Below are 18,592 nucleotides of genomic sequence, written 5' to 3'. Positions count from 1 at the left end.
CGCTGTCGTATGAGGGGCTGCGTCTCTTCGGCATCCAGGCGATCAAAGACGCCTCGTCGGATGCATGGATGCCCATGTATTAGGAACTTTCCTTGCACAGGAGGCTCGTCGCCACATTCCGATACGGCGAGGGCCGAAGCGTCCGCGCGTTTGCAACGATCAGGGCGCGAGGACTCCGATGGGCGTACGATGTGGCGCCTGCGCCGCCTAGCCGGGACCACCCATGCACGCGACTGGAAGCGTTCGCCGCCCGTTTCCGATGCGGCCATTGGCGGCGGCCCTCACCGCCCTGTTCGCCGCCGTCCCGCTTACGCGCGACGCGCATGCGGCCACATCGGCTGCGACCCGCATAGGTTCGACCCTCTCGGTCACCACGTGCAGCGAAAGCGCATTGCGCGACGCCGTCGAGGGCGCTTCCAATGGAGACACCATCGACCTGAGCGCGCTCTCCAGTTGCACGATCACGCTAACCGCCGGCGAAATCGCCATTGCCGTCGACAACCTCACCGTGCAGGGCCCGGCCGACACCTCGCTGACGCTGAGCGGCAACCATGCAAGCCGCGTCTTCCATCACACCGGCCATGGTCTGCTGACGCTCGACCACCTCGCGATCACGAACGGCAATGACACCACGCCCCGCGACGAGGACAAATACACCGTCTACAACGGTACCGGCGGTGCGGTGCGCTCCGACGGTGGCGTGACCCTTTCGAACAGCTCGCTGACCAACTCCTCGGTCTGCTATCCCGTCGGGAACAACCAGTACAACGAGGGATATGGCGGCGGCGTGTTCGCGGAGGGTGATGTCTCGGTGATCCGGTCGACCGTGTCCGGCAATGCCGCATGCGGCACCCTCCTGCCTTCCGTCCTCGGCATCGTGAGCTATCGCGGCGGCGCAGGCGGCGGCATTTTCGCCGGCGGCAATCTCTACGTTTCGTACAGCACGATCAGCGGCAACACGGCGTACGCGAAAGGTGGCGGCGGCGTGTACGGCCAGGGCAACGTCTCCATTGCCCACAGCGTGATCACGGACAACCACGCCATACAGAAAGGCGGCGGCGTGGCCATCCGTCAAAACGAGAACTTGCCGATCGGTGGTGTCCTGGTCAGGCTGAGCGTCAGGGCCAGCACGATCAGCGGCAACACCGCGATGGACGGTGGCGGCGTTGCGTCCATGTACGGAAGTCCGGTGGACGTGTCCGACAGCACGATCGCCTTCAACACCGCGTCCAGGGAGCCGTTTGACGGGTGGCGCGCGGGTGGCGGCGGCGTGTGCGTGAACGGCTACTCGCTGCGACTCGCCAACAGCATCGTCGCCAACAACACCGCCAGCAACAACGGCCACGACATTACCCTGTTCAACATCGCGGGCCCGACGCCACCGATCGCCGGCGACCACAACATCGTCATGAGCTCCTCGCCAGCGGCGCCGCCGGACACGATCACCACCGATCCGGGCCTGCTGCCGCTGGCCGACCACGGTGGCCCGACGTGGACGCACGCCCTCGCGCCCGGCAGCGTGGCCATCGAAGCGGGCCGGCCGTCTCCTGGCCTCTTTTTCGACCAGCGCGGCTCCACGTTCCCGCGCACGATCGGCGCTGCGGCCGACATCGGTGCGTTCGAGTCCGGGACGCCACCGCCACCGGTGAGCGACTGCTCGGAAGGCGCCGTGCGCGCGGCCATCGCCAATGTCCCGGATGGCGGCGTCGTGGACCTGTCGGCATTGTCTCACTGCACGATCACGCTGACCGGTGGCGCGTTCACGTCCAACGCGAACAGCATCGCGATCATCGGGCCGGGCGATCGCACGCTGACGTTCGATGGCGATCGGCAGGACCGCGTCATCCTGCACAACGGCGGCGGCATCCTGAGGCTTGACCATCTGGACATCACCCGCGGCTACATCGACGGCGGAAAATATGCCGGCGGCGCGGTGTTCTCCAGCGGCAGTATCGTGCTCGCCGGCAGCAGGGTGACCCACAGCATGATCGGCGGCCCCGCCGGCAACACGCAGGCCTTCGGCGGCGGCGGACTCTACGCGCTGCGCAGCGTCACGCTGGAAGAGTCGGTGGTAGCGGGCAACGAAAGCCGTGGTCGCGCCGCCGGCATCTGCGCCTTGGCCGGCGACGTCACGATCAGGAACAGCACGCTCTCGGACAACCACAGCGACCTCGAAGGCGGCGCTGTGTTCGCACCGGGCTGCTTCGGCGTCTGCACGGTCGGCGAATTCACGACCACGATCGAAAACTCGACGATCAGCGGCAACACCAGCGGCACCAACGGCGGCGGCGTGCACGCGACCTACGGCAACATGCTCGTGCGCAACAGCACGATCGCAGCCAATGCCGCAGCAGATGCGGTTGCCGGCGGCGGTGGCATCTTCGTGCGCAACATCGTGAACGGCGCCCCGCTCGCGCCGACGGTCACGATCACGAGTTCGATCGTCGCCGGCAATACGAGCGCCAGCTCCGTCGCGGACATCGGCAGTCTCGCAAGCCTCGTCGTCCAAGGCGACCACGACATCATCACGGCCATGAACGGCACGCCGCCCTCCGACACACTGATCGGGGACCCCGGCCTGCTGCCGCTGGGCGACTACGGCGGTCCGACGCCGACCCATGCGCTCGCCACGGGCAGCCCCGCGATCGATCGCGGCAGCAATCCCGGACGTTTGGCCAGCGACCAGCGCGGCGCTGGTCACCCGCGCGTGTTCGGAGCCGACACCGACATCGGCGCGTTCGAACTCTCGCAACCGGTCGTCGTCGATCGCATCTTTACGAACGGCTTCGACTGATCGCGGTTTTCGACACGCCTGTATCGGTCCAGTCCGGGACACCGGATGGGCGGTTAGCCATTCCCGCGGTCACTCCGGTGTCGCGTTCCGCTTGGTGGGCGGGTATGAAGTCCGGCCCGCTACACGCGACGACGACGCAAGTCCTAGGGCCATAGCGCGAGAGATCGGGCTTTCGGCGAGCTGGCACACAAGCCGCCCCAAATAATCTGAAGGCCGACCAAAGGTCGACTTTGCAGCGCAATTGATCCGCCTGAGACTATGCGTGAGCGAGGGAATCCGTCGACGAGTAGCTGGTGTGCTTTGGTGCCGGAAACGTCGCTATCACAACAAAGAGCTCCATCTCCCGCGCCAGCAAAAGCTCTGCGCCCCCTGCGGTAAAAGTGGCGGTAGAAGAGCCGCATCAACCGAAGGAAAATCCCCTAACCACGCAGGTTTGCGTGACCTGTTGATGATCGAGTGGGGCTCTGCAATCAGATGGCTGGTGGGAAGCGACAACCGTGATTCGGAAGATCTACGCCGTTGTCGGCGGGAGTCTTCTACCGTCCTCCCAGGTACGGACTCTGTCGTTTCAGGCGATCTTCCTGCCTGATCCGGTCTTTGACGTTAGAGGCCTGACGTGGAAGCTAAGGCGTCGATAGCGCGCGTCGCGCCTTCAGGCGAGAAAGCATGTCATGGCCAGTAAAGCCGTAAGTGGTACGTCGGTATCGGCGGTTGAGCATCGCGCATTGCCATGTCCCCTGCCGGACAGGGGATATCTCCGGCTTCATCAGATCATCGGACGGCCCGCGCGCGCTGGGCGGGCGGCCATCGCCGCGATCATTCCGGTATCGCGTTCCACCTGGTGGGCGGGTGTAAAGTCCGGTCGCTACCCTCAGCCAACGCGCGCTCTCGGCCAGCGGATCACCGCGTGGCGAGTCGAGGACATCCGCGATCTTCTCGACGTGACGTAGCCGCGGCTCACACGAATCATGCTGCGAGCTTGACGCCCCGCTTCTTGTGCCTGGAGACCGCCGGTTCCCGCTTGGCATCCCGCTTCAACCTGTCCAGGTGATCCGCCCACGCGGTCATCATCTTCCTGCGCTCGGGAAGGTGCTGCGCGTGGTTGTAGGCCGCACGCACCTTGTTTCGTTCGCCATGCGACAGCTGGCGCTCGATGGCATCCGGATTCCAGCCGAGCTCGTTGAGCAAGGTAGAGGCCATGCTCCGGAAGCTGTGCGCGGTGAACATGTCCTTCTCGTAGCCGAGCCGCCGGAGCGCCGCATTGACGGTGTTGTCCGACATCGGCTTTTGGTTGTCGCGCCCGGGAAACAGGAGCCCGCTCGACTCGGTCAGCGGCTTCAGTTCGAGCAGGATCGCCACGGCCTGTTCCGAGAGCGGGACGATATGAGGCACACGGGATTTCATCCGCTCGGCAGGAATCCGCCATTCGCCGCGGTCGAGATCGAATTCCGACCAGGAGGCCTTGCGCAGCTCGCCCGGGCGCGTGAACACGTAAGGAGATAGCTTCAGCGCGCACCGCACCACGACGCTGCCCCGGTAGCTATCGATCGCGTTGAGAAGGGCGCCGACTTCCCTGGGTTCGACGATCGTGGGGTAATGGATGTGTCTGGCCGGCGGCAACGCTCCGCGGAGGTCCGCGGAGATGTCGCGGGGTGCACGCCCGGTGGCGACGGCGTAGCGGAGCACCTGGCCGACGTTCTGCAGCGCACGGTGCGCGGTATCGAGTGCTCCGCGCCCTTCGATGCGACGTAGGCAGACCAGAATCTCAAGCGGTTCGATCTGACCTGCCGGGCGCTTCCCGAGCCATGGGAATAGGTTGAGTTCCAGCCGCCGGATGATCTTGTCGGAATGGCTCTTGGCCCACCCGGGCGAGAAGCGCATGAACCACTCCCGGGCGACGGCTTCGAAGGTGTCCTCGCCAACGTGCCGCTCGATCCGGCGCTTCACGCTGGGATCCACCCCGTTGGCCAGCTGATGCTTTACCTCCGCGCGCTTGGTGCGTGCATCAATCAGGGCAGTCTCTGGATACACGCCGAGAGAGATCGTCTTGCGTCGGCCGTCGAAGCGGTAGTCGAAGCGCCACCACTTCGATCCATTCGGGTTGACCAGCAGGTAAAGGCCTTCGCCGTCGACGAGCCTGAGCGGCTTGGCGGCGGCAACCTTGCGGATCGTGACGTCGGTCAGAGGCATGAGCAGTAACTCGGGATGGGGGTCATCCAGCTACTGTCAAAGTTACTGTCGGAACCGCCGGATTCCAACCGATTCGGGCGTACGTCGTCGGACACAAAAAAGGCCGGAAACCCGTGATTTTTGGGGGTTTTCGGCCTTCTCTGGACTGCCTTGGATGAAGCAAATGGTGGAGCGGAGGAGGATCGAACTCCCGACCTTCGCATTGCGAACGCGACGCTCTCCCAGCTGAGCTACCGCCCCACGATGTGCTTCGCCGGCCACGGGCCGCGCGAGGGCGCGCATGATAGCGTCTGCCGGGCGGAACGCCAAGCCCGTGTCGATCGCCGGCTGCGCAGCCCGTTTCACGGTGCCGCGGCCGGCGCTTCCAGGCGGGCGCGCAGCGCGGCGTAGTCGGCGGCGAGCGGCTCGGCGCGGCTGGGGCGTTCGAGCAGGGCGGCCAGCGCCGCGGGCACCTGGATCGGTTGTCCGATCAGAGGCTCGATGACTTCGTCGAACTTGGCCGGATGCGCGGTCGCGGCGACGGCGTAGTCGCGCTCGTCGCCGCGGGTGCGCAGGCGCTCGAGCACGCGCAGCGCGGTGGCGGTGTGCGGACAGACCAGGGTGCCGTAGCGCTCGCGGCAGCCGCGCAGGACGTTGCGGATTTCCGCATCCTCGACCGCTTCGGCGGTAAAGGCCGAACGCAGCGCGGCGGCGTCCGGGTACAGCCAGCGCAGGCGCTCGAAATTGCTCGGCGCGCCGACGTCCATCGCGTTGGCCAAGGTCGGCACGCTGGCGCGCGGCGCGTACTCGGCGCCGGCGAAGAACTCCGGCAGCACGCGATTGGCATTGGTCGCCAGCGCGATCGCGCCGATCGGCAGACCGATCGCGCGCGCCAGCATGCAGGCCAGGGCGTTGCCGAGGTTGCCGGTCGGGATGACGAAGTTCAGCACCTCGCCGTGCCGGCGCCAGTGCGCGAGCGCGGCGAGCGCGTAGTAGCTCATCTGCGGCAGCAGGCGGCCGAGGCTGATGCTGTTGGCCGAGGTCAGCGGCGTGCGTTCCTTCAGCGCGGCGTCGGCGAGCGCACGCTTGGCCAGCGCCTGGCAGTCGTCGAACGAGCCGGCCACGCGCAGCGCCTGGACGTTGTCGCCGAAGCAGCCGAGCTGGTGCGCCTGGCGCGGCGAGACGCGGCCGTCCGGATACAGGATCACCACGCGGAAGCCGGGCCGGCGATGAAACGCGGCCGCGACGGCGGCGCCGGTGTCGCCGGAGGTGGCGACCAGCACCGTCAGCGGCGCATCGCCGGGGCCGTGGCGCGCGGCGAGGCAGGCCGCCAGGAAGCGCGCGCCGAAATCCTTGAATGCCGCGGTCGGGCCGTGGAACAGCTCGAGCAGCTGCGTGCGCGGTGCGATCGCGCGCAGTGGCGCGGGCAGGGCGAGCGCGTCGGCGCAGATCGCATCGAGCGCGGCGGCGAGCGCGTCGCGGGCGAAGAACGGCCGCAGCAAGGTCGCCGAGACGTCGGCGAGTGAGTCGCGGCCGGCGAAGTCCTCCGCGCTCAGGTGCGGCAGTTCCTGCGGCACGTAGAGTCCGCCGTCGGGGGCGAGGCCGGCGGCGAGCGCCTCGCCGAGTCCGAGCGCGGGCGCGCGCTCGCGCGTGCTGCGGAAGTTCATGCGACCTGCTCCGTCGCCGGTCCGTCGACGCGGGAGACCCAGCTCTCGCTGGCCAGGCCGGCCTGCAGGAACGCCGCGCGCATGCGTTCGGCGACGTCGTGTGCGGCGCGTTCGCCGTCGCACCAGGCGAACGCGCTGGGACCGGCGCCGGAAATGCTCGCACCGAGCGCGCCGGCATCGAGCGCTGCCTGCTTCACGGCAGCGAAGCCGCGGATCAGCGGCGCGCGGCGCGGCTCGATCAGCTGGTCGCGCAGGCCGGCGCGGATCAGGTCCAGGTCGTTGGCCTGGCAGCCGGTCAGCAGCAGCGCGAGGTTTGCGCTCTGCGCGACGAATTCGGGCAGGGCGTAGTGGCCGGCCAGCGCCGCGCGCGCTTCGCGCGTCTCCAGCACCGCCTGCGGATGCACCAGCGCGCAGTGGAGGTTCGCGGGCGCCGGAATCTTCACCAGGCGGTCGGCGGTGGCCAGCACCAGGCCGCCGAGCAGCAGCGGACCGACGTTGTCGCCGTGGCGGCTGCCACTGGCGGCGTATTCGCTTTCCAGTGCGAACGGATAGAGCAGCGCGCGCGGCAGCGGCGTGTCGAGCGTGGCGTTGGCGGCGACCAGGGCGGCGACCGCCGAGGCGGCCGAGCCGCCCATGCCGGAGCCGAACGGGATGCCCTTGTCGATCTCGATCTCGAAGCCGAACTGCAGCGCGAGCATCTTGCGCATCGCCAGCAGAGCGGTGCCGGCGGTGTTGCGGTCCGGCTCGAACGGCAGCGGCTGCGAGTTGCCGCGGATGGCGACGATGCGCACGCCGGGCTCGGCCACGCGGCGCACCGTGACGCGGTCGCCGGGGCCGTCGACGGTGTGGCCGAGGATGTCGAAGCCGACGCCGACGTTGGCGACGCTGGCGGGGGCGAAGGCGGTGGCTTGGCGATTCAAGAGGACTTCTCCATTGGCAATCATGTTCTTGGGTGTTCACCTCTCCCGCGTGCGGGAGAGGTCGCGCCGAAGGCGCGGGTGAGGGTTTTCGCAGTGAGGCGATTCACTGCGCATTCCCTCATCCGGTCCTGCGGACCACCTTCTCCCGCAAGCGGGAGAAGGAAAACAAAAACGACGTGGTCGACAGCGGCAATCACTCTCCCGCAAGCGGGAGACGGGAACGCCTTACAGCTTCGCGCCAAGAGCCGCCGCCACGCGCAGCAGGTCGGCGAACACGCCGGCCGCGGTCACCTCGGGACCGGCTCCCGGACCCTGCACGACCAGCGGATTGTCGCGGTAGCGCTGCGTGGTGAACTGCACGATGTTGTCAGTCAGGCGCAGGTGCGCGAAGGCGTGGTCGAGCGGCACCGCGGCGAGCCCGACGCTGGCCGTGCCGTCGCGGTCGAGCCGCGCCACGTAGCGCAGCACCCGGCCTTCGGCGCGCGCCGCAGCGCAGCGCGCCTGGATCGCGTCGTCCAGTTCGTCCAGGCGTTGCAGGAAGGCATCGGCGTCGACGTCGCGCAGGCTGGCGGGAACCAGGCTCTCGACGGCGACGTCGGCGAGGTCGAGTCCGACCCCGGCTTCGCGCGCGAGGATCACCAGCTTGCGCGCGACGTCGGTGCCGGACAGGTCGTCGCGCGGGTCGGGTTCGGTGTAGCCGAGCGCGTGCGCCTCGCGCACCAGCTGCGAGAACGGCTGCGTGCCGTCGTAGCGGTTGAACAGCCAGGCCAGCGTGCCGGAGAGGATGCCCTCGACCGCCAGCAGCTCGTCGCCGGTGTCGAGCAGGTCGCGCAAGGTCGAGATCACCGGCAGGCCGGCGCCGACGGTCGCCTCGTAGCGGAAGCGCGCGCCGCCCGCGGTCGCCGCGCGGATCGCGCGCCAGCGCGAGGACGGACCGGCGCCGGCCTGCTTGTTCGGGGTGACCACGTGGATGCCGGCGCCGAGCCAGTCCGCGTAGCGCTCGGCGACCGCGCCGCTCGCGCTGCAGTCCAGGATCACCGCGTGCGGCAGGTGTTCGGCCTGCACGTGGCGCGCGAAGGCGTCCAGATCGCAGCCGGCCGCGGCGGCTTCCTGCCATTGCGCGGCCGCGCCGGCTTCGCCCAGCCACTGGCGACGGCTGGTGGCGACGGCGCGCAGGCGCAGGTCGAGCTGGTTCTCGCGCAGCAGCCGCGGCCGCGCCGCCTCGATCTGCCGCAGCAGGGCGGCGCCGACCTTGCCCGGCCCGATCAGGCCGATCGACAGGGTCTGCGGCGACAGCCAGAATGCCGCGTGCACGGCGCGCAGCGCGCGCGCGGTGTCGGCGCTGGCCACGGCAACGGAGATGTTGCGCTCCGAGGCTCCCTGCGCGATCGCGCGGATGTTCACGCCGGTGCGCGCCAGCGCGCCGAAGGTGCGCGCGGCGACGCCGGGCGTGCCGGCCATGCCGTCGCCGACCACGGCGAGTACGCTGATGTCGCCGCTGACGCTGACGCGATGGATCTCGCCGCGCGCGATCTCGGCGGCGAACGCGCGCCGCAGCGCCGCTTCCGCGCTGCTCGCGTCGGCGCCGCGCACCACGCAGCAGATCGAATGTTCGGACGAGCCCTGCGAGATCATCACCACCGACACGCCGGCGTCGTGCAGCGCGCCGAAGGTGCGCTCGGCGGTGCCCGGAACGCCGATCATGCCGGCGCCTTCGAGCGTCAGCACGGCGAGGTCGCGCACGGCGCTGATGCCTTTCACCGGCGGCTGTTCCGCCTGCGCCGCGGCTGCGCCGCCGATCGCGGTGCCGGCGTGCGCGGGGTTGAACGTGTTGCGGATGCGCACCGGCAGGCCGCGCGCGATCGCCGGCGTCAGCGTCTGCGGATGGATGACCTTGGCGCCGAAGTAGGCCAGTTCGCAGGCTTCGTCGTAGCTCAGCTGCGGCAGCGGCGTGGCGTCCGGAACGAGTCGCGGATCGGCCGAGAGCACGCCGTCGGTGTCGCCCCACAGGGTCAGCTCGCCGGCGTCGCACAGCGCGGCGAAGATCGCGGCGGAATAGTCGCTGCCGTTGCGTCCGAGCACCGTGGCGCGGCCGGCGTGCGTGCGCGCGACGAACCCGGTCACGACCAGCCGGTCCTGCGCGTTGTCTCGGCGCCAGTCGGCGAAGCGGCGTGCGCTGTCGTCCCAGTCGACGATTGCGCCGAGCTCGCCGTGCTCGACGACCAGCACCTCGCGTGCGTCGAGGAAGGCGCAGCCGGCGCCGTCGAGCGCCAGCGAACGCGACAGCAGGTGCGCCGACCAGACTTCGCCCAGTCCCTGGATCGCCTCGAGCGCTTCGCGGCTCGGCGTGGCGAGCACGGCGAGGGCGCCGAGCAGGTTCGACAGCCGCGCGAATTCCGCTTCGAGCCAGGCCAGCGTTTCCACCGTCGCGCTGCCCAGCAGCTCGCGCGCCGTGTCGAGATGGCGTTCGCGCAGGCGCTCCCAGCCGCCGCGCCAGTCCGGCGCGCCGCGTACGGCTTCGTCGGCGAGCGCGATCAGGGCGTCGGTGGTGCCGCGCATGGCCGAGACGACGACCAGCTGGCGCGCGCCGGGCTGTGCGCGCAGGATCGCGCCGACGCGGCGGAAGCACGCCGCATCGGCGAGGCTGGAGCCGCCGAACTTGTGCGCGGCGAACGGAACGGCGGCGGCACGCGCGGGCGCAGGCTCGGCGGCGACGGCGGCATCGGACATGGAACGGCCTCCTGGTGGTCGGAGGCCCCGGTTCGAGGGAGGCGGGTCGCCAGCGCTGCGGCCCGCATCTCTTTCGAGGGCGGGGCCGTGGCTTCTTGGATCAGTCGCGCACGGGCACCCGCACCACGGTCGTCGTGGTGGTCGCGGTAATCGTCGTGGTGCCGCGCGCGTTCATGTCCCGAGTGTGCCCAGATCGCCCCGGCGCTTGTCAAGCGCGAAGCGGCGGCCGGACGGAACCGCGCGGCGCATGAGCCGCCGGCGCGGCGTTTTGCGAAACCCAGGCAGAGGAGCGGTGCGTTCGGCGCCGTCCGCCGTCACGGGAGGTCCGGAGAATGATCGCGATCACGGTGCGAACCCTGCTGCATGCGGCGCTCGGCGTCGGCGTCGTCCTTGCGGCCGTTCCGCAGGCGCGCGCCGTCGGTCCGCAGGGAACCTACTCGGACTGGTGGCTGCCGGACCAGCCGGCGGAAGGCTTCTTTAACCTCGACGGATACATCCAGCCGCTCAACGAACCGACGGTGGGGCCGGGGCAGGTGCCGTTCGCCTATTTCTATTCCTCGCAGTTCGGCATCGTGACCGGCGACGGCGGCTACATCGGCATCCAGAAGGACGCCAACGGCAAGCGCGCGATCTTTTCGATCTGGGGCGCGAACGCTGCGAACTGCGCCGACGTTCCCGGCGCGATCTGCCGGCCGTTCACCGGCGAAGGCGACGGCTACCAGACGATGGTTCCGTACGCGTGGGTGCCCGGCCACCGCTATCGCACGCGCGTGTGGGTGCAAGGCAGCGATGCGGCCGGCGACTGGTGGGTCGGCGAGCTGGGCGACGTGACCGCCGGCACGGCGCAAGTGGTCGGTTACATCCGCGTGCCGCACGCGTACCAGTGGCTGAAGAGCTACGTGATCAACTGGGTCGAGTGGTACGCGCCGCAGGCAGCCTCCTGCGACCAGCTGCCGGAATCGACGGTGCTGTTCGGACCGCCGGACGGCAACGGCGGCGGCGTCCACGCGGGCGTGCCGAACAACCACTACGGCACCGGTGCGTGCCCGTCGAGCATCGTCATGCGCAACGGCTGGGCGCTGCATCGCAACGGTGGCCGCGACCGCCTCTTCGCCGACGGCTTCGAGCCTTGAACGCGCTGGCGACGGACGTGTTCGAAGCGCCGCCTTTTCAGTACGCCGCGGCCGGGCGCGGGCGCAGTTCCAGCGTGGGCACGGTGACGCCCTTGGCTTCGCTGCCGTCGGCGTTCCACACCAGCGTCTCGACCGGGAAGTCCTCCTTGCGCGTCATCGCGTCGACCCGGGTCGCGAGCACGGCGACGGCGCCGGTCGCTTCGGGATTCCACGCGTACGCGCTGGCGCGGCCGTACCACACCACCGGCGTCGCCGCGTCGAGGCGGCGATCGGGACACAGCGTCACGTCGCGCTTGGCCAGCACGCGCAGGGCGCCGACCTGGATCGCCTTGACCCCCGGCGTGCTGCGCTCGACGGAGTGCCCCGGACACAGCCGCGCGGTGCGTTCGATCGCGTTCTCGTAGACCTGGGCGTCGCTTTCGGCGTGAACGCCGGTAGCGGTCTGCGCGAGAGCGGCGAGGAGGGCGAGGGCGGCGTAGCGTCCCGGACGGATGCGGCGCATGCAGGTTCCTTCTTTCTTCGGCGAACGGCGCGGCAGTGTGGCCGAAGTCGCCACCTCGTGTGTAAGCAGTTCGCTAAGGCATGCGGCTCAGTCGGGCAGGCGCGCGAGCAGCGCATCGTGCAGCACGTCGCGGCGCCAGCCGTCGAGCGAAGCCGGCCAGCGCTGCGTGGCGAGCAGGGCTTCGAGATGGCGGCGCGCGCACAGCAGGCCCTCGGGCAGATCGAGCTCCTTCGCGCGCGCGGCGACCACCTCCTTCATCGCGGCGATCGCGGCCTTCTCGCGCGGCGACGGCGCCGCCGGGATCGGCGCGAACTGAAGCTCCTCCGGCGTCAGTGGCTGCTGCAGTACGTCGAGCAGTTCCGCGCGCTGCGCGCCGCGCAGCGCGCGCAGGCCGCGTGTGCGTTCGGCCAGTTCGTCGGCATCGGCGGGTGGACGCGCGCTCAGGTCCAATGCGTGCGCGTCGTCGAGCAGCCACGGCCGTGGCCGGTCGATCGCGCGCGCCGTGCGGTCGCGCCAGAGCAGCACGCGGCGCAGCAGGGCCTGGCGCTCGCGCGGCCAGTCGGCCGCGCCGCGCATCGACTGCTGCGGCTCCGGATCGGGTTCGCGCTGGCGTGCCCGTTCGAGCAGGCGCGCGCAGTCCTGCGCGAACCAGGCGAGGTAGCCGCGCGTTTCCAGGCGCGCAGAAAGCTCGGCGCGCAGGGCGGGCAGGTGCACGACGTCCTGCGCGGCGTACTCGAGCTGCTGCGCGCTGAGCGGGCGGCGCAGCCAGTCCGAGCGCGTCTCCGCCTTCGGCAGGTCGACGCCGAGCAGCGCGCTGACGAGCTTCTGGTAACCGAGCCCGGCGCCGAGCCCGGCGAACGAGGCGGCGATCTGCGTGTCGAACAGCTGCGCCAGCGCGCAGTGGCGCGTCGCCAGCGCTTCCAGGTCCTCGCTCGCGCTGTGCATGACGCAGCAGCGCGCCGCATCGCCGAGCAGCGCGGCGAGCGGCGCGAGATCGACGTCGGCGACCGGATCGATCAGTCCGATGCGGCCGTCGATCTCGATCTGCACCAGCGCCAGCTTCGGCAGGAAGGTGTCGATGCGCATGAATTCGGTGTCGAGCCCGACCGTCGCCGGCGGGTTTTCGAGCAGGCGGGTCAGTGCGTCGGGATGGTCGATCCATTCGCCCAAGGCGGTTTCCTCTTCGTGTTCGCTGAACCGGGCGCGCCGCGTCGCTTCTACTGACGGCGTGGAGCACGGATAATCGAACCACCATGCCCGGTAGCGAACTCACGCGCAAGCAGCACACCCTCGGCGGCACCGCCGGCATTGTCTTGCTGGCGCTCGCGCTCGCATACCGCTTCTTTCCGGGCTGGTTCCACCTGCAGCCGCCGCCGGAGCCGGTGGCCGCGCCGAGCGTGGTCGGGCAGCGTGCACCGACGACCTGGTCCGCCGTGCAGCAGGGCGCACCGCAGACGCGCAGCGAGCCGGTCGAGGAAGCGCCTCCCGCCGAGGTCGGTACCTCGCTCGCCGACGCGATCCGCATGGGGCCGCCGGCGCCGACCAGCAAGGAGGTCGCCGCGCTGCTCAAGCGCGCCCGCGCGGCGGAAGAGAAGGGCGCGCTGCTCGATCCGAAGAACGGCGCGATCACGCTGTACCGCTCCGCGCTGTCGCAGGGCGACGGCAACGTCGAGGCCGAGGCCGGACTCGAACGCATCGGCGGCGCGCTGCGCGACTGGGCCTTGGCGGCGATCGATCGCGGCGACGAGAACACGGCGCAGCGCTATCTCGCCGCGTACGCCGAGCTGCCGCATGCCGACGGCGAGCTGACCGCCGCGCGCGCGCGCCTGAAGACCCTGCACGAAATCCTGCCGATGCTCACGCGCGCCGCCGAGCTGATGAAGACGGGCAACATCACCGAGCCGGCAGACGAGAACGCGCTGTCGATCTACCGCAAGGCCGCCGAGCTGGATCCGGGCAACCGCCTGGTCGACGCGGGCCTGGCGGAGATCGAGCGCGGCTATCTCGACCACGCCCTGAACGAGGCGGCGCAGGACAACTTCGAAAACGCCGACCGCATGCTCGGACTCGCCTCGGCGATCCGGCCCGGCTCGCAGGCGCTGCTCGACACGCGCGCGCGCATCGAGGGCATCCGCCGGCAGCGCGCCGAGACGGTGCTCGCGCAGGCGCGGTCGGCGCTCGATTCCGGCAACGCCGACCTCGCCGAGGAGCTGGCGAAGAAGGCGCAGTCGATCAGCGCGGACCTCGGCGGGCTGGACGATTTCAACCTCCGCCTGCGCAACGCGCGCCTGTACGCGAGCCTGAAGCCGGGGCAGGTCCTGCGCGACCGCTTCCTCGACGCGGCCGGCAGCGCGCCGGCGATCGTGGTGATTCCCACCGGGCAGTTCGTGATGGGCTCGGCGGCCGACGAGCCGGGCCATTCGGACAACGAGGAACCGCAGCGGCGCGTGCGCATCGAGGTCGGTTTCGCGCTCGGCCAGAGCGAAGTCACGGTCGGGCAGTTCCGCGAGTTCGTGCGCGCGAGCAAGTACGCCACCGACGCCGAGCGGCTTGGCGGCGCGGCGGTGTACGAGGAGAACACCGGACGCATCGTCAATCGTTCCGGCATGAGCTGGCAGAACGACTACCGCGGTGAACGCGCCGGCGACGATCTGCCGGTGGTGAACGTGTCGTGGAACGACGCCAGCGCGTACCTGGCGTGGCTGTCCGACCGCACCGGCAAGAAATACCGCCTGCCCAGCGAAGCCGAGTTCGAGTACGCGCTGCGCGCCGGCTCTAGCACGCGCTATCCGTGGGGCGACGGCGATCCGGACAAGGTGGTCGGCAACGTCACCGGCGAGGGCGACCGCTCGCCGTCCAAGCGCAGCTGGTCGAGCGCGTTCCCGCGCTACAGCGATGGCTACTGGGGCCCGGCGCCGGCGAAGACGTTCGCGCCGAGCACCTACGGCCTGTACGACATGGAAGGCAACGTCTCGGAATGGATCGAGGACTGCTGGCACGACAATTATGTGCGCGCGCCGCGCGACAGCAAGGCCTGGGTCAACCCCGGCTGCGAGCGGCGCGTGGTGCGCGGCGGCTCCTGGGGCAGCGATCCGGACCAGGTCCGTTCCGCCTTTCGCCTGGCCGCGCCGGCCGAGGCGCGCAGCGCACGCGTCGGCTTCCGCGTCGCCCGCGATCTGTAGCGCAGGCGCAGGTCCGGCGCCGGACGGGTTGTCTCGCGCGTCGCGGCCCCGTATCATCCGCGCCCTTCCGTTGCGTCCCGGACTGCCGCCAGGCAGCTGCCCAGGGACGAACGCCGCGGAGGCGGGCCTAGCACTCGGGCCTGCCGGAAGTCCTGCGGAGAGGTGGCAGAGTGGTCGAATGCGCCGGATTCGAAATCCGGTTTACGGTTATGCCGTAACGTGGGTTCGAATCCCACCCTCTCCGCCACACCGTGGCCGCGTCCGGTTCTCCTTTCCGGCACCGCTTCTTCGAACCCGTCTGTCACGGCGTCCAGCGAAGCCGCAGCGTTCCCACCTGTCTCTTGCCGCCCAGTCCGCCGGGTGCCGTCGCCGGATAGGTCAGGCTGCCGGTCGCGACGATCTCGTCCGGACCGGAAACCGCCGCGCCCGAGAATTCCGAGGCGCGTTGCCGCGGCGAGCCGATCGGGTAGGCGAACGTCTGCTCGCCGCGCACGGCGAGGTCGAAGCCGAAGCGGCGCACGAGGGCGTCCGCCGGCCAGGTGAACCTTCGCGAATGCACCGTGCGGCTGCCGACCACGACGAGGCGGTCCGCGTCGAGGGCCAGTCCGCTCGGCACGTCGGCCGAAGTCGATCCGGTGATGCAGTCCCAGTTCGACGCGCTGCCGCCGGCGAGGACCCGGCCCGCAACCCCGCCGTCGTGGTCGAAACGGATCAGTCCGATGCCCGGGCGGCAGGTGCGCGCGCTGCGCGTGGCGACGAAGATCTCGTCGCGATACGGCGAAGAGGGCGAGCCGGCACCGGTCCGGCGCACGGCGATGCCGACGGGAACGTCGTCGCGACTGCCGCCGTCGGACAGGTTCCAGTGCACGTTGTTCGGATCCCACGCCGGGTCGCCGTTCCCGTGCGGGTCGATGCGCGAGACGACGACGTCGGCGTCGTCGCCGTCGAAGCCGCGGAACGCGTAGCTGACGTAGATGCGCGGCGGCTCGTCCGGGCCGTCCTGGCTGACGGCGATGCCGGTCGCATCGCACTGCCATTGCTCGTTCCAGCAGGCGGACGTGGCCAGCCAGACGTCGTCGAGCAGGGTCAGGTTGCCGCCGGCTTCCAGACGGAAGCGCTGGTATCGCGGCCGTTTCGCGGCGACGTGGGTGCTCGCGACCAGCACGTAGGTGCTGCCGGCGTCGGCGTACGTCGCCAGGCCGCCGCCGCGCACGCCCCATGAAGAGCCATCGCTGAGATAGAGCACGTCGGACCAGAGCAGCCGGCCGCCGTCGTCGAGGACGGAAATCCAGCCGAGGCTGGATTCGGGCAGGTCGTGTACGGACCGGTACGTGTGCAGCAGGACGATGCGGCCGTCGACGATGCGCAGGTCGTCGATCGAGGCGTCGTTGCGGGTGCCGGGCACGAACACGTAGTTGTCGAAATGGCGCGTGGTGGCCGGGTCGGGAGCGGTCCACGGCACGCGCACGCCGGCGCGGTCGTAGCGGATCAACCCCACCGCGGTGTACAGCTGGGGGTCGAGCGAGCCTTCATCGACCAGCGCGGCGACGACGACGTCGCCGTTCGAGGCGCGGGCCACCTTGCTGCCGGCGTAGTGGTGATCGGGCAGGCTGCTGTCCGATGCGAAGGCGTCGGCGTAGTAGTGGCCGCCGTTGAACGCGGGGTCGGCGGCGTAGTCGGCCGCGCCGGCCGCCGCCGCCAGGCCTCCGCCGAGCGCGGCCAGCGCCAGCCGCGGAAGTGCGCCGTTGCGCCGGCGGCCGGCCTGCAAACGCTGCCGGGGCGAGCTTTCCGAACGCGACATGTCGGCACCCTCTGCGATGTTGACGCCGGGGGATACGCGAAATCCCGTCCGCGGCGGACACAGCGGCTGGTGCGCGCTGCGGCCCGGCTTCGTCTCGCGGATTGACCGGCCCTGCGGCCGTGGCCATGATCGCGGTCATTCCCGGCATCACGGAATCCCGCATCGCCCATGAGCACCATTTCCATTCCGATTTCCCACGGCGAGCTGATCGACAAGATCACCATCCTCGAGATCAAGTCCGAGCGCATCGGCGACGCCGCCAAGCGCGCCAACGTGCGTGTGGAGCTGGATCTGCTGAACGCCACCTGGAACGCCGATGCCGCGTCGCGCGTGGACATTGGCACGGAGCGCGCGCAGCTGCGCGCGGTCAACGAGGCCCTGTGGGACATCGAGGACCGCATCCGGCTCAAGGAGAAGGCGAAGGCGTTCGACGCCGAGTTCGTCGAGCTGGCCCGCTCGGTTTACATCCGCAACGACGAGCGCGCGGCGGTCAAGCGCACGATCAACGAGAAGCTCGGCTCGACCCTGATCGAGGAAAAGTCCTACCAGGACTACCGCTGAGCGGCGGCGCGGTGCGCGGCGAACGCCTCCAGGCGTTCGATCACGTCGTCGACCTCGATCAGGTCCATGACGCCGCGGTGTTCGAGCTTGGTCCCCCACGGCAGCGCGGCGGCCGGCTTCTTGCGGTACTTGCGCGCGGCATCGTCGTAGCGGTCGACGCACCAGCGCCGGTCCGAGTAGGGGCCGGAACGGTGCGGATTGCTGGCCGCGTGCAGGCCGAGCACCGGCGTGCCGACGGCGTTGGCGATGTGCATCGGGCCGGAATCCGGGCACAGCACCAGGGTCGCGCGCCGCATCAGCGCGAGCAGCTGCTTGAGCGTGTCCTTGCCGGTCAGGTCGAGCGGGCGCGTGCGCGTGTGCGCCAGGACCGCGTCGGCGAACTCGCGCTCGTACGCGCTCGGCCCGCCGCACAGCGCGACGCGCCAGCCGAGTTCGAGCGAGGCGTGGTCGACGACGGCGGCGTAGCGCTCCGCGCGCCAGTTGCGCAGCCGGTGGCTCGACACGGGGCTGACCAGCAGGGTCGGCGCGTCGCCGGGCAGGTGCTTTTCGGCGAACGCCTGCGCTTCGTCCGGGATCGCGATGTCCCAGCGCGGCGGTCCCTCGCGCCTGAGCCCCAGCGGCTCCAGGAAGCTCGCCAGCGCGTCCAGCACGTGCTCGCCGCTGCGCGCCGGGATGCGGCAGTTGATGAACAGGCCGTGCAGATCCTTCGAGCGCTTGCGGTCGTAGCCGATGCGCAGCGGCGCGTTCACGACGCGGCTGAGCAGGTTGGCGCGCCAGGACACCTGCATGTGCAGCAGGGCGCCGAAGCGCCGCCCGGCCAGCTCGGCGCGGACGGCGCGCCGGCCGAGGCGGCCGGCGCTCTTGTCGAACACGACGAATTCCACGCCGGGCAGGTCGCCGACCAGGCGGTGCTCGAGCTTGCCGATGATCCAGGTCAGCCGCGTCTGCGGCCAGTGTTCCTGCAGGGTGCGCACCAGCGGCACCACGTGGGTGACGTCGCCCAGGGCCGAGGTGCGCAGCAGGCAGAGCGAATCGGGCGCTTCGCCCGCGGTTGCAGCTTGATCCATGGAACGCTTGCTACCATCTGTCATCGAGGGCGGGCGGCATTTCGCCCGCAAAGCCGGCAACTTGGC

Annotated in this window: 12 protein-coding genes and 2 tRNA genes; 5 read left to right on the top strand and 9 right to left on the bottom strand. The window is 70.1% G+C overall.

Annotated elements, in window-relative coordinates; genetic code table 11:
• The first annotated feature begins 223 nt into the window (after positions 1 to 223).
• Complete coding sequence (locus ACFO6Q_RS16485) at positions 224 to 2,794, top strand: choice-of-anchor Q domain-containing protein (RefSeq protein ID WP_380022186.1); 2,571 nt, start codon at positions 224 to 226, stop codon at positions 2,792 to 2,794.
• A 966-nt stretch (positions 2,795 to 3,760) separates the two neighbouring features.
• Here ACFO6Q_RS16485 and ACFO6Q_RS16480 read toward each other — a convergent pair.
• From ACFO6Q_RS16480 to thrA, 5 genes are all read right to left on the bottom strand, one after another.
• Positions 3,761 to 4,984 (bottom strand): tyrosine-type recombinase/integrase, encoded by a 1,224-nt coding sequence (locus tag ACFO6Q_RS16480; protein ID WP_380022185.1) that lies wholly within the window; start codon positions 4,982 to 4,984, stop codon positions 3,761 to 3,763.
• A 164-nt stretch (positions 4,985 to 5,148) separates the two neighbouring features.
• A tRNA-Ala gene (locus ACFO6Q_RS16475) sits at positions 5,149 to 5,224 on the bottom strand.
• A gap of 101 nt (positions 5,225 to 5,325) precedes the next feature.
• Positions 5,326 to 6,630, bottom strand: coding sequence for a threonine synthase (gene thrC / locus ACFO6Q_RS16470; RefSeq protein ID WP_380022184.1), 1,305 nt, complete (start codon positions 6,628 to 6,630; stop codon positions 5,326 to 5,328).
• On the bottom strand, positions 6,627 to 7,550 hold the full coding sequence (locus tag ACFO6Q_RS16465) for a homoserine kinase (RefSeq protein ID WP_380022183.1): 924 nt from the start codon (positions 7,548 to 7,550) through the stop codon (positions 6,627 to 6,629). Before ACFO6Q_RS16465 ends, thrC begins: the two co-directional genes overlap by 4 nt.
• A gap of 225 nt (positions 7,551 to 7,775) precedes the next feature.
• Positions 7,776 to 10,280, bottom strand: a complete 2,505-nt coding sequence (gene thrA / locus ACFO6Q_RS16460) for a bifunctional aspartate kinase/homoserine dehydrogenase I (RefSeq protein WP_380022182.1) — start codon at positions 10,278 to 10,280, stop codon at positions 7,776 to 7,778.
• A 332-nt stretch (positions 10,281 to 10,612) separates the two neighbouring features.
• Here thrA and ACFO6Q_RS16455 point away from each other — a divergent pair, with 332 nt between their 5' ends.
• On the top strand, positions 10,613 to 11,413 hold the full coding sequence (locus tag ACFO6Q_RS16455; RefSeq protein ID WP_380022181.1) for a DUF3472 domain-containing protein: 801 nt from the start codon (positions 10,613 to 10,615) through the stop codon (positions 11,411 to 11,413).
• A gap of 37 nt (positions 11,414 to 11,450) precedes the next feature.
• On the opposite strand, the gene ACFO6Q_RS16450 is transcribed toward ACFO6Q_RS16455, so the two are convergent.
• The gene (locus ACFO6Q_RS16450; protein ID WP_380022180.1) at positions 11,451 to 11,915 is read right to left on the bottom strand and encodes a hypothetical protein; all 465 of its coding nucleotides are present in this window, start codon (positions 11,913 to 11,915) and stop codon (positions 11,451 to 11,453) included.
• 87 nt (positions 11,916 to 12,002) lie between these two features.
• Positions 12,003 to 13,085 carry a ribonuclease D gene (locus tag ACFO6Q_RS16445; RefSeq protein WP_380022179.1) on the bottom strand — a complete coding sequence of 361 codons (1,083 nt, stop codon included), beginning with the start codon at positions 13,083 to 13,085 and terminating at the stop codon, positions 12,003 to 12,005.
• A gap of 83 nt (positions 13,086 to 13,168) precedes the next feature.
• Here ACFO6Q_RS16445 and ACFO6Q_RS16440 point away from each other — a divergent pair, with 83 nt between their 5' ends.
• Entirely contained in the window at positions 13,169 to 15,097 is a 1,929-nt protein-coding gene (locus tag ACFO6Q_RS16440) for an SUMF1/EgtB/PvdO family nonheme iron enzyme (RefSeq protein WP_380022178.1), read from the top strand.
• Between the two features lie 156 nt (positions 15,098 to 15,253).
• Positions 15,254 to 15,344: transfer RNA gene (locus ACFO6Q_RS16435), tRNA-Ser, on the top strand.
• A 54-nt stretch (positions 15,345 to 15,398) separates the two neighbouring features.
• Here the strand turns inward: ACFO6Q_RS16435 and ACFO6Q_RS16430 are convergent.
• Positions 15,399 to 16,898 (bottom strand): hypothetical protein, encoded by a 1,500-nt coding sequence (locus tag ACFO6Q_RS16430; RefSeq protein WP_380022177.1) that lies wholly within the window; start codon positions 16,896 to 16,898, stop codon positions 15,399 to 15,401.
• A gap of 168 nt (positions 16,899 to 17,066) precedes the next feature.
• Here ACFO6Q_RS16430 and ACFO6Q_RS16425 point away from each other — a divergent pair, with 168 nt between their 5' ends.
• On the top strand, positions 17,067 to 17,459 hold the full coding sequence (locus tag ACFO6Q_RS16425) for a DUF6165 family protein (RefSeq protein ID WP_380022176.1): 393 nt from the start codon (positions 17,067 to 17,069) through the stop codon (positions 17,457 to 17,459).
• On the opposite strand, the gene ACFO6Q_RS16420 is transcribed toward ACFO6Q_RS16425, so the two are convergent.
• On the bottom strand, positions 17,450 to 18,526 hold the full coding sequence (locus ACFO6Q_RS16420) for a glycosyltransferase family 9 protein (protein WP_380022175.1): 1,077 nt from the start codon (positions 18,524 to 18,526) through the stop codon (positions 17,450 to 17,452). The genes ACFO6Q_RS16425 and ACFO6Q_RS16420 overlap by 10 nt on opposite strands.
• Positions 18,527 to 18,592: the final 66 nt, after the last annotated feature.

It is taken from the genome of Dokdonella ginsengisoli, from assembly GCF_042652785.1.
Taxonomy (GTDB): Bacteria; Pseudomonadota; Gammaproteobacteria; order Xanthomonadales; family Rhodanobacteraceae; genus Dokdonella_A; species Dokdonella_A ginsengisoli.
This window is presented reverse-complemented; position numbering and strand designations above follow the sequence as displayed.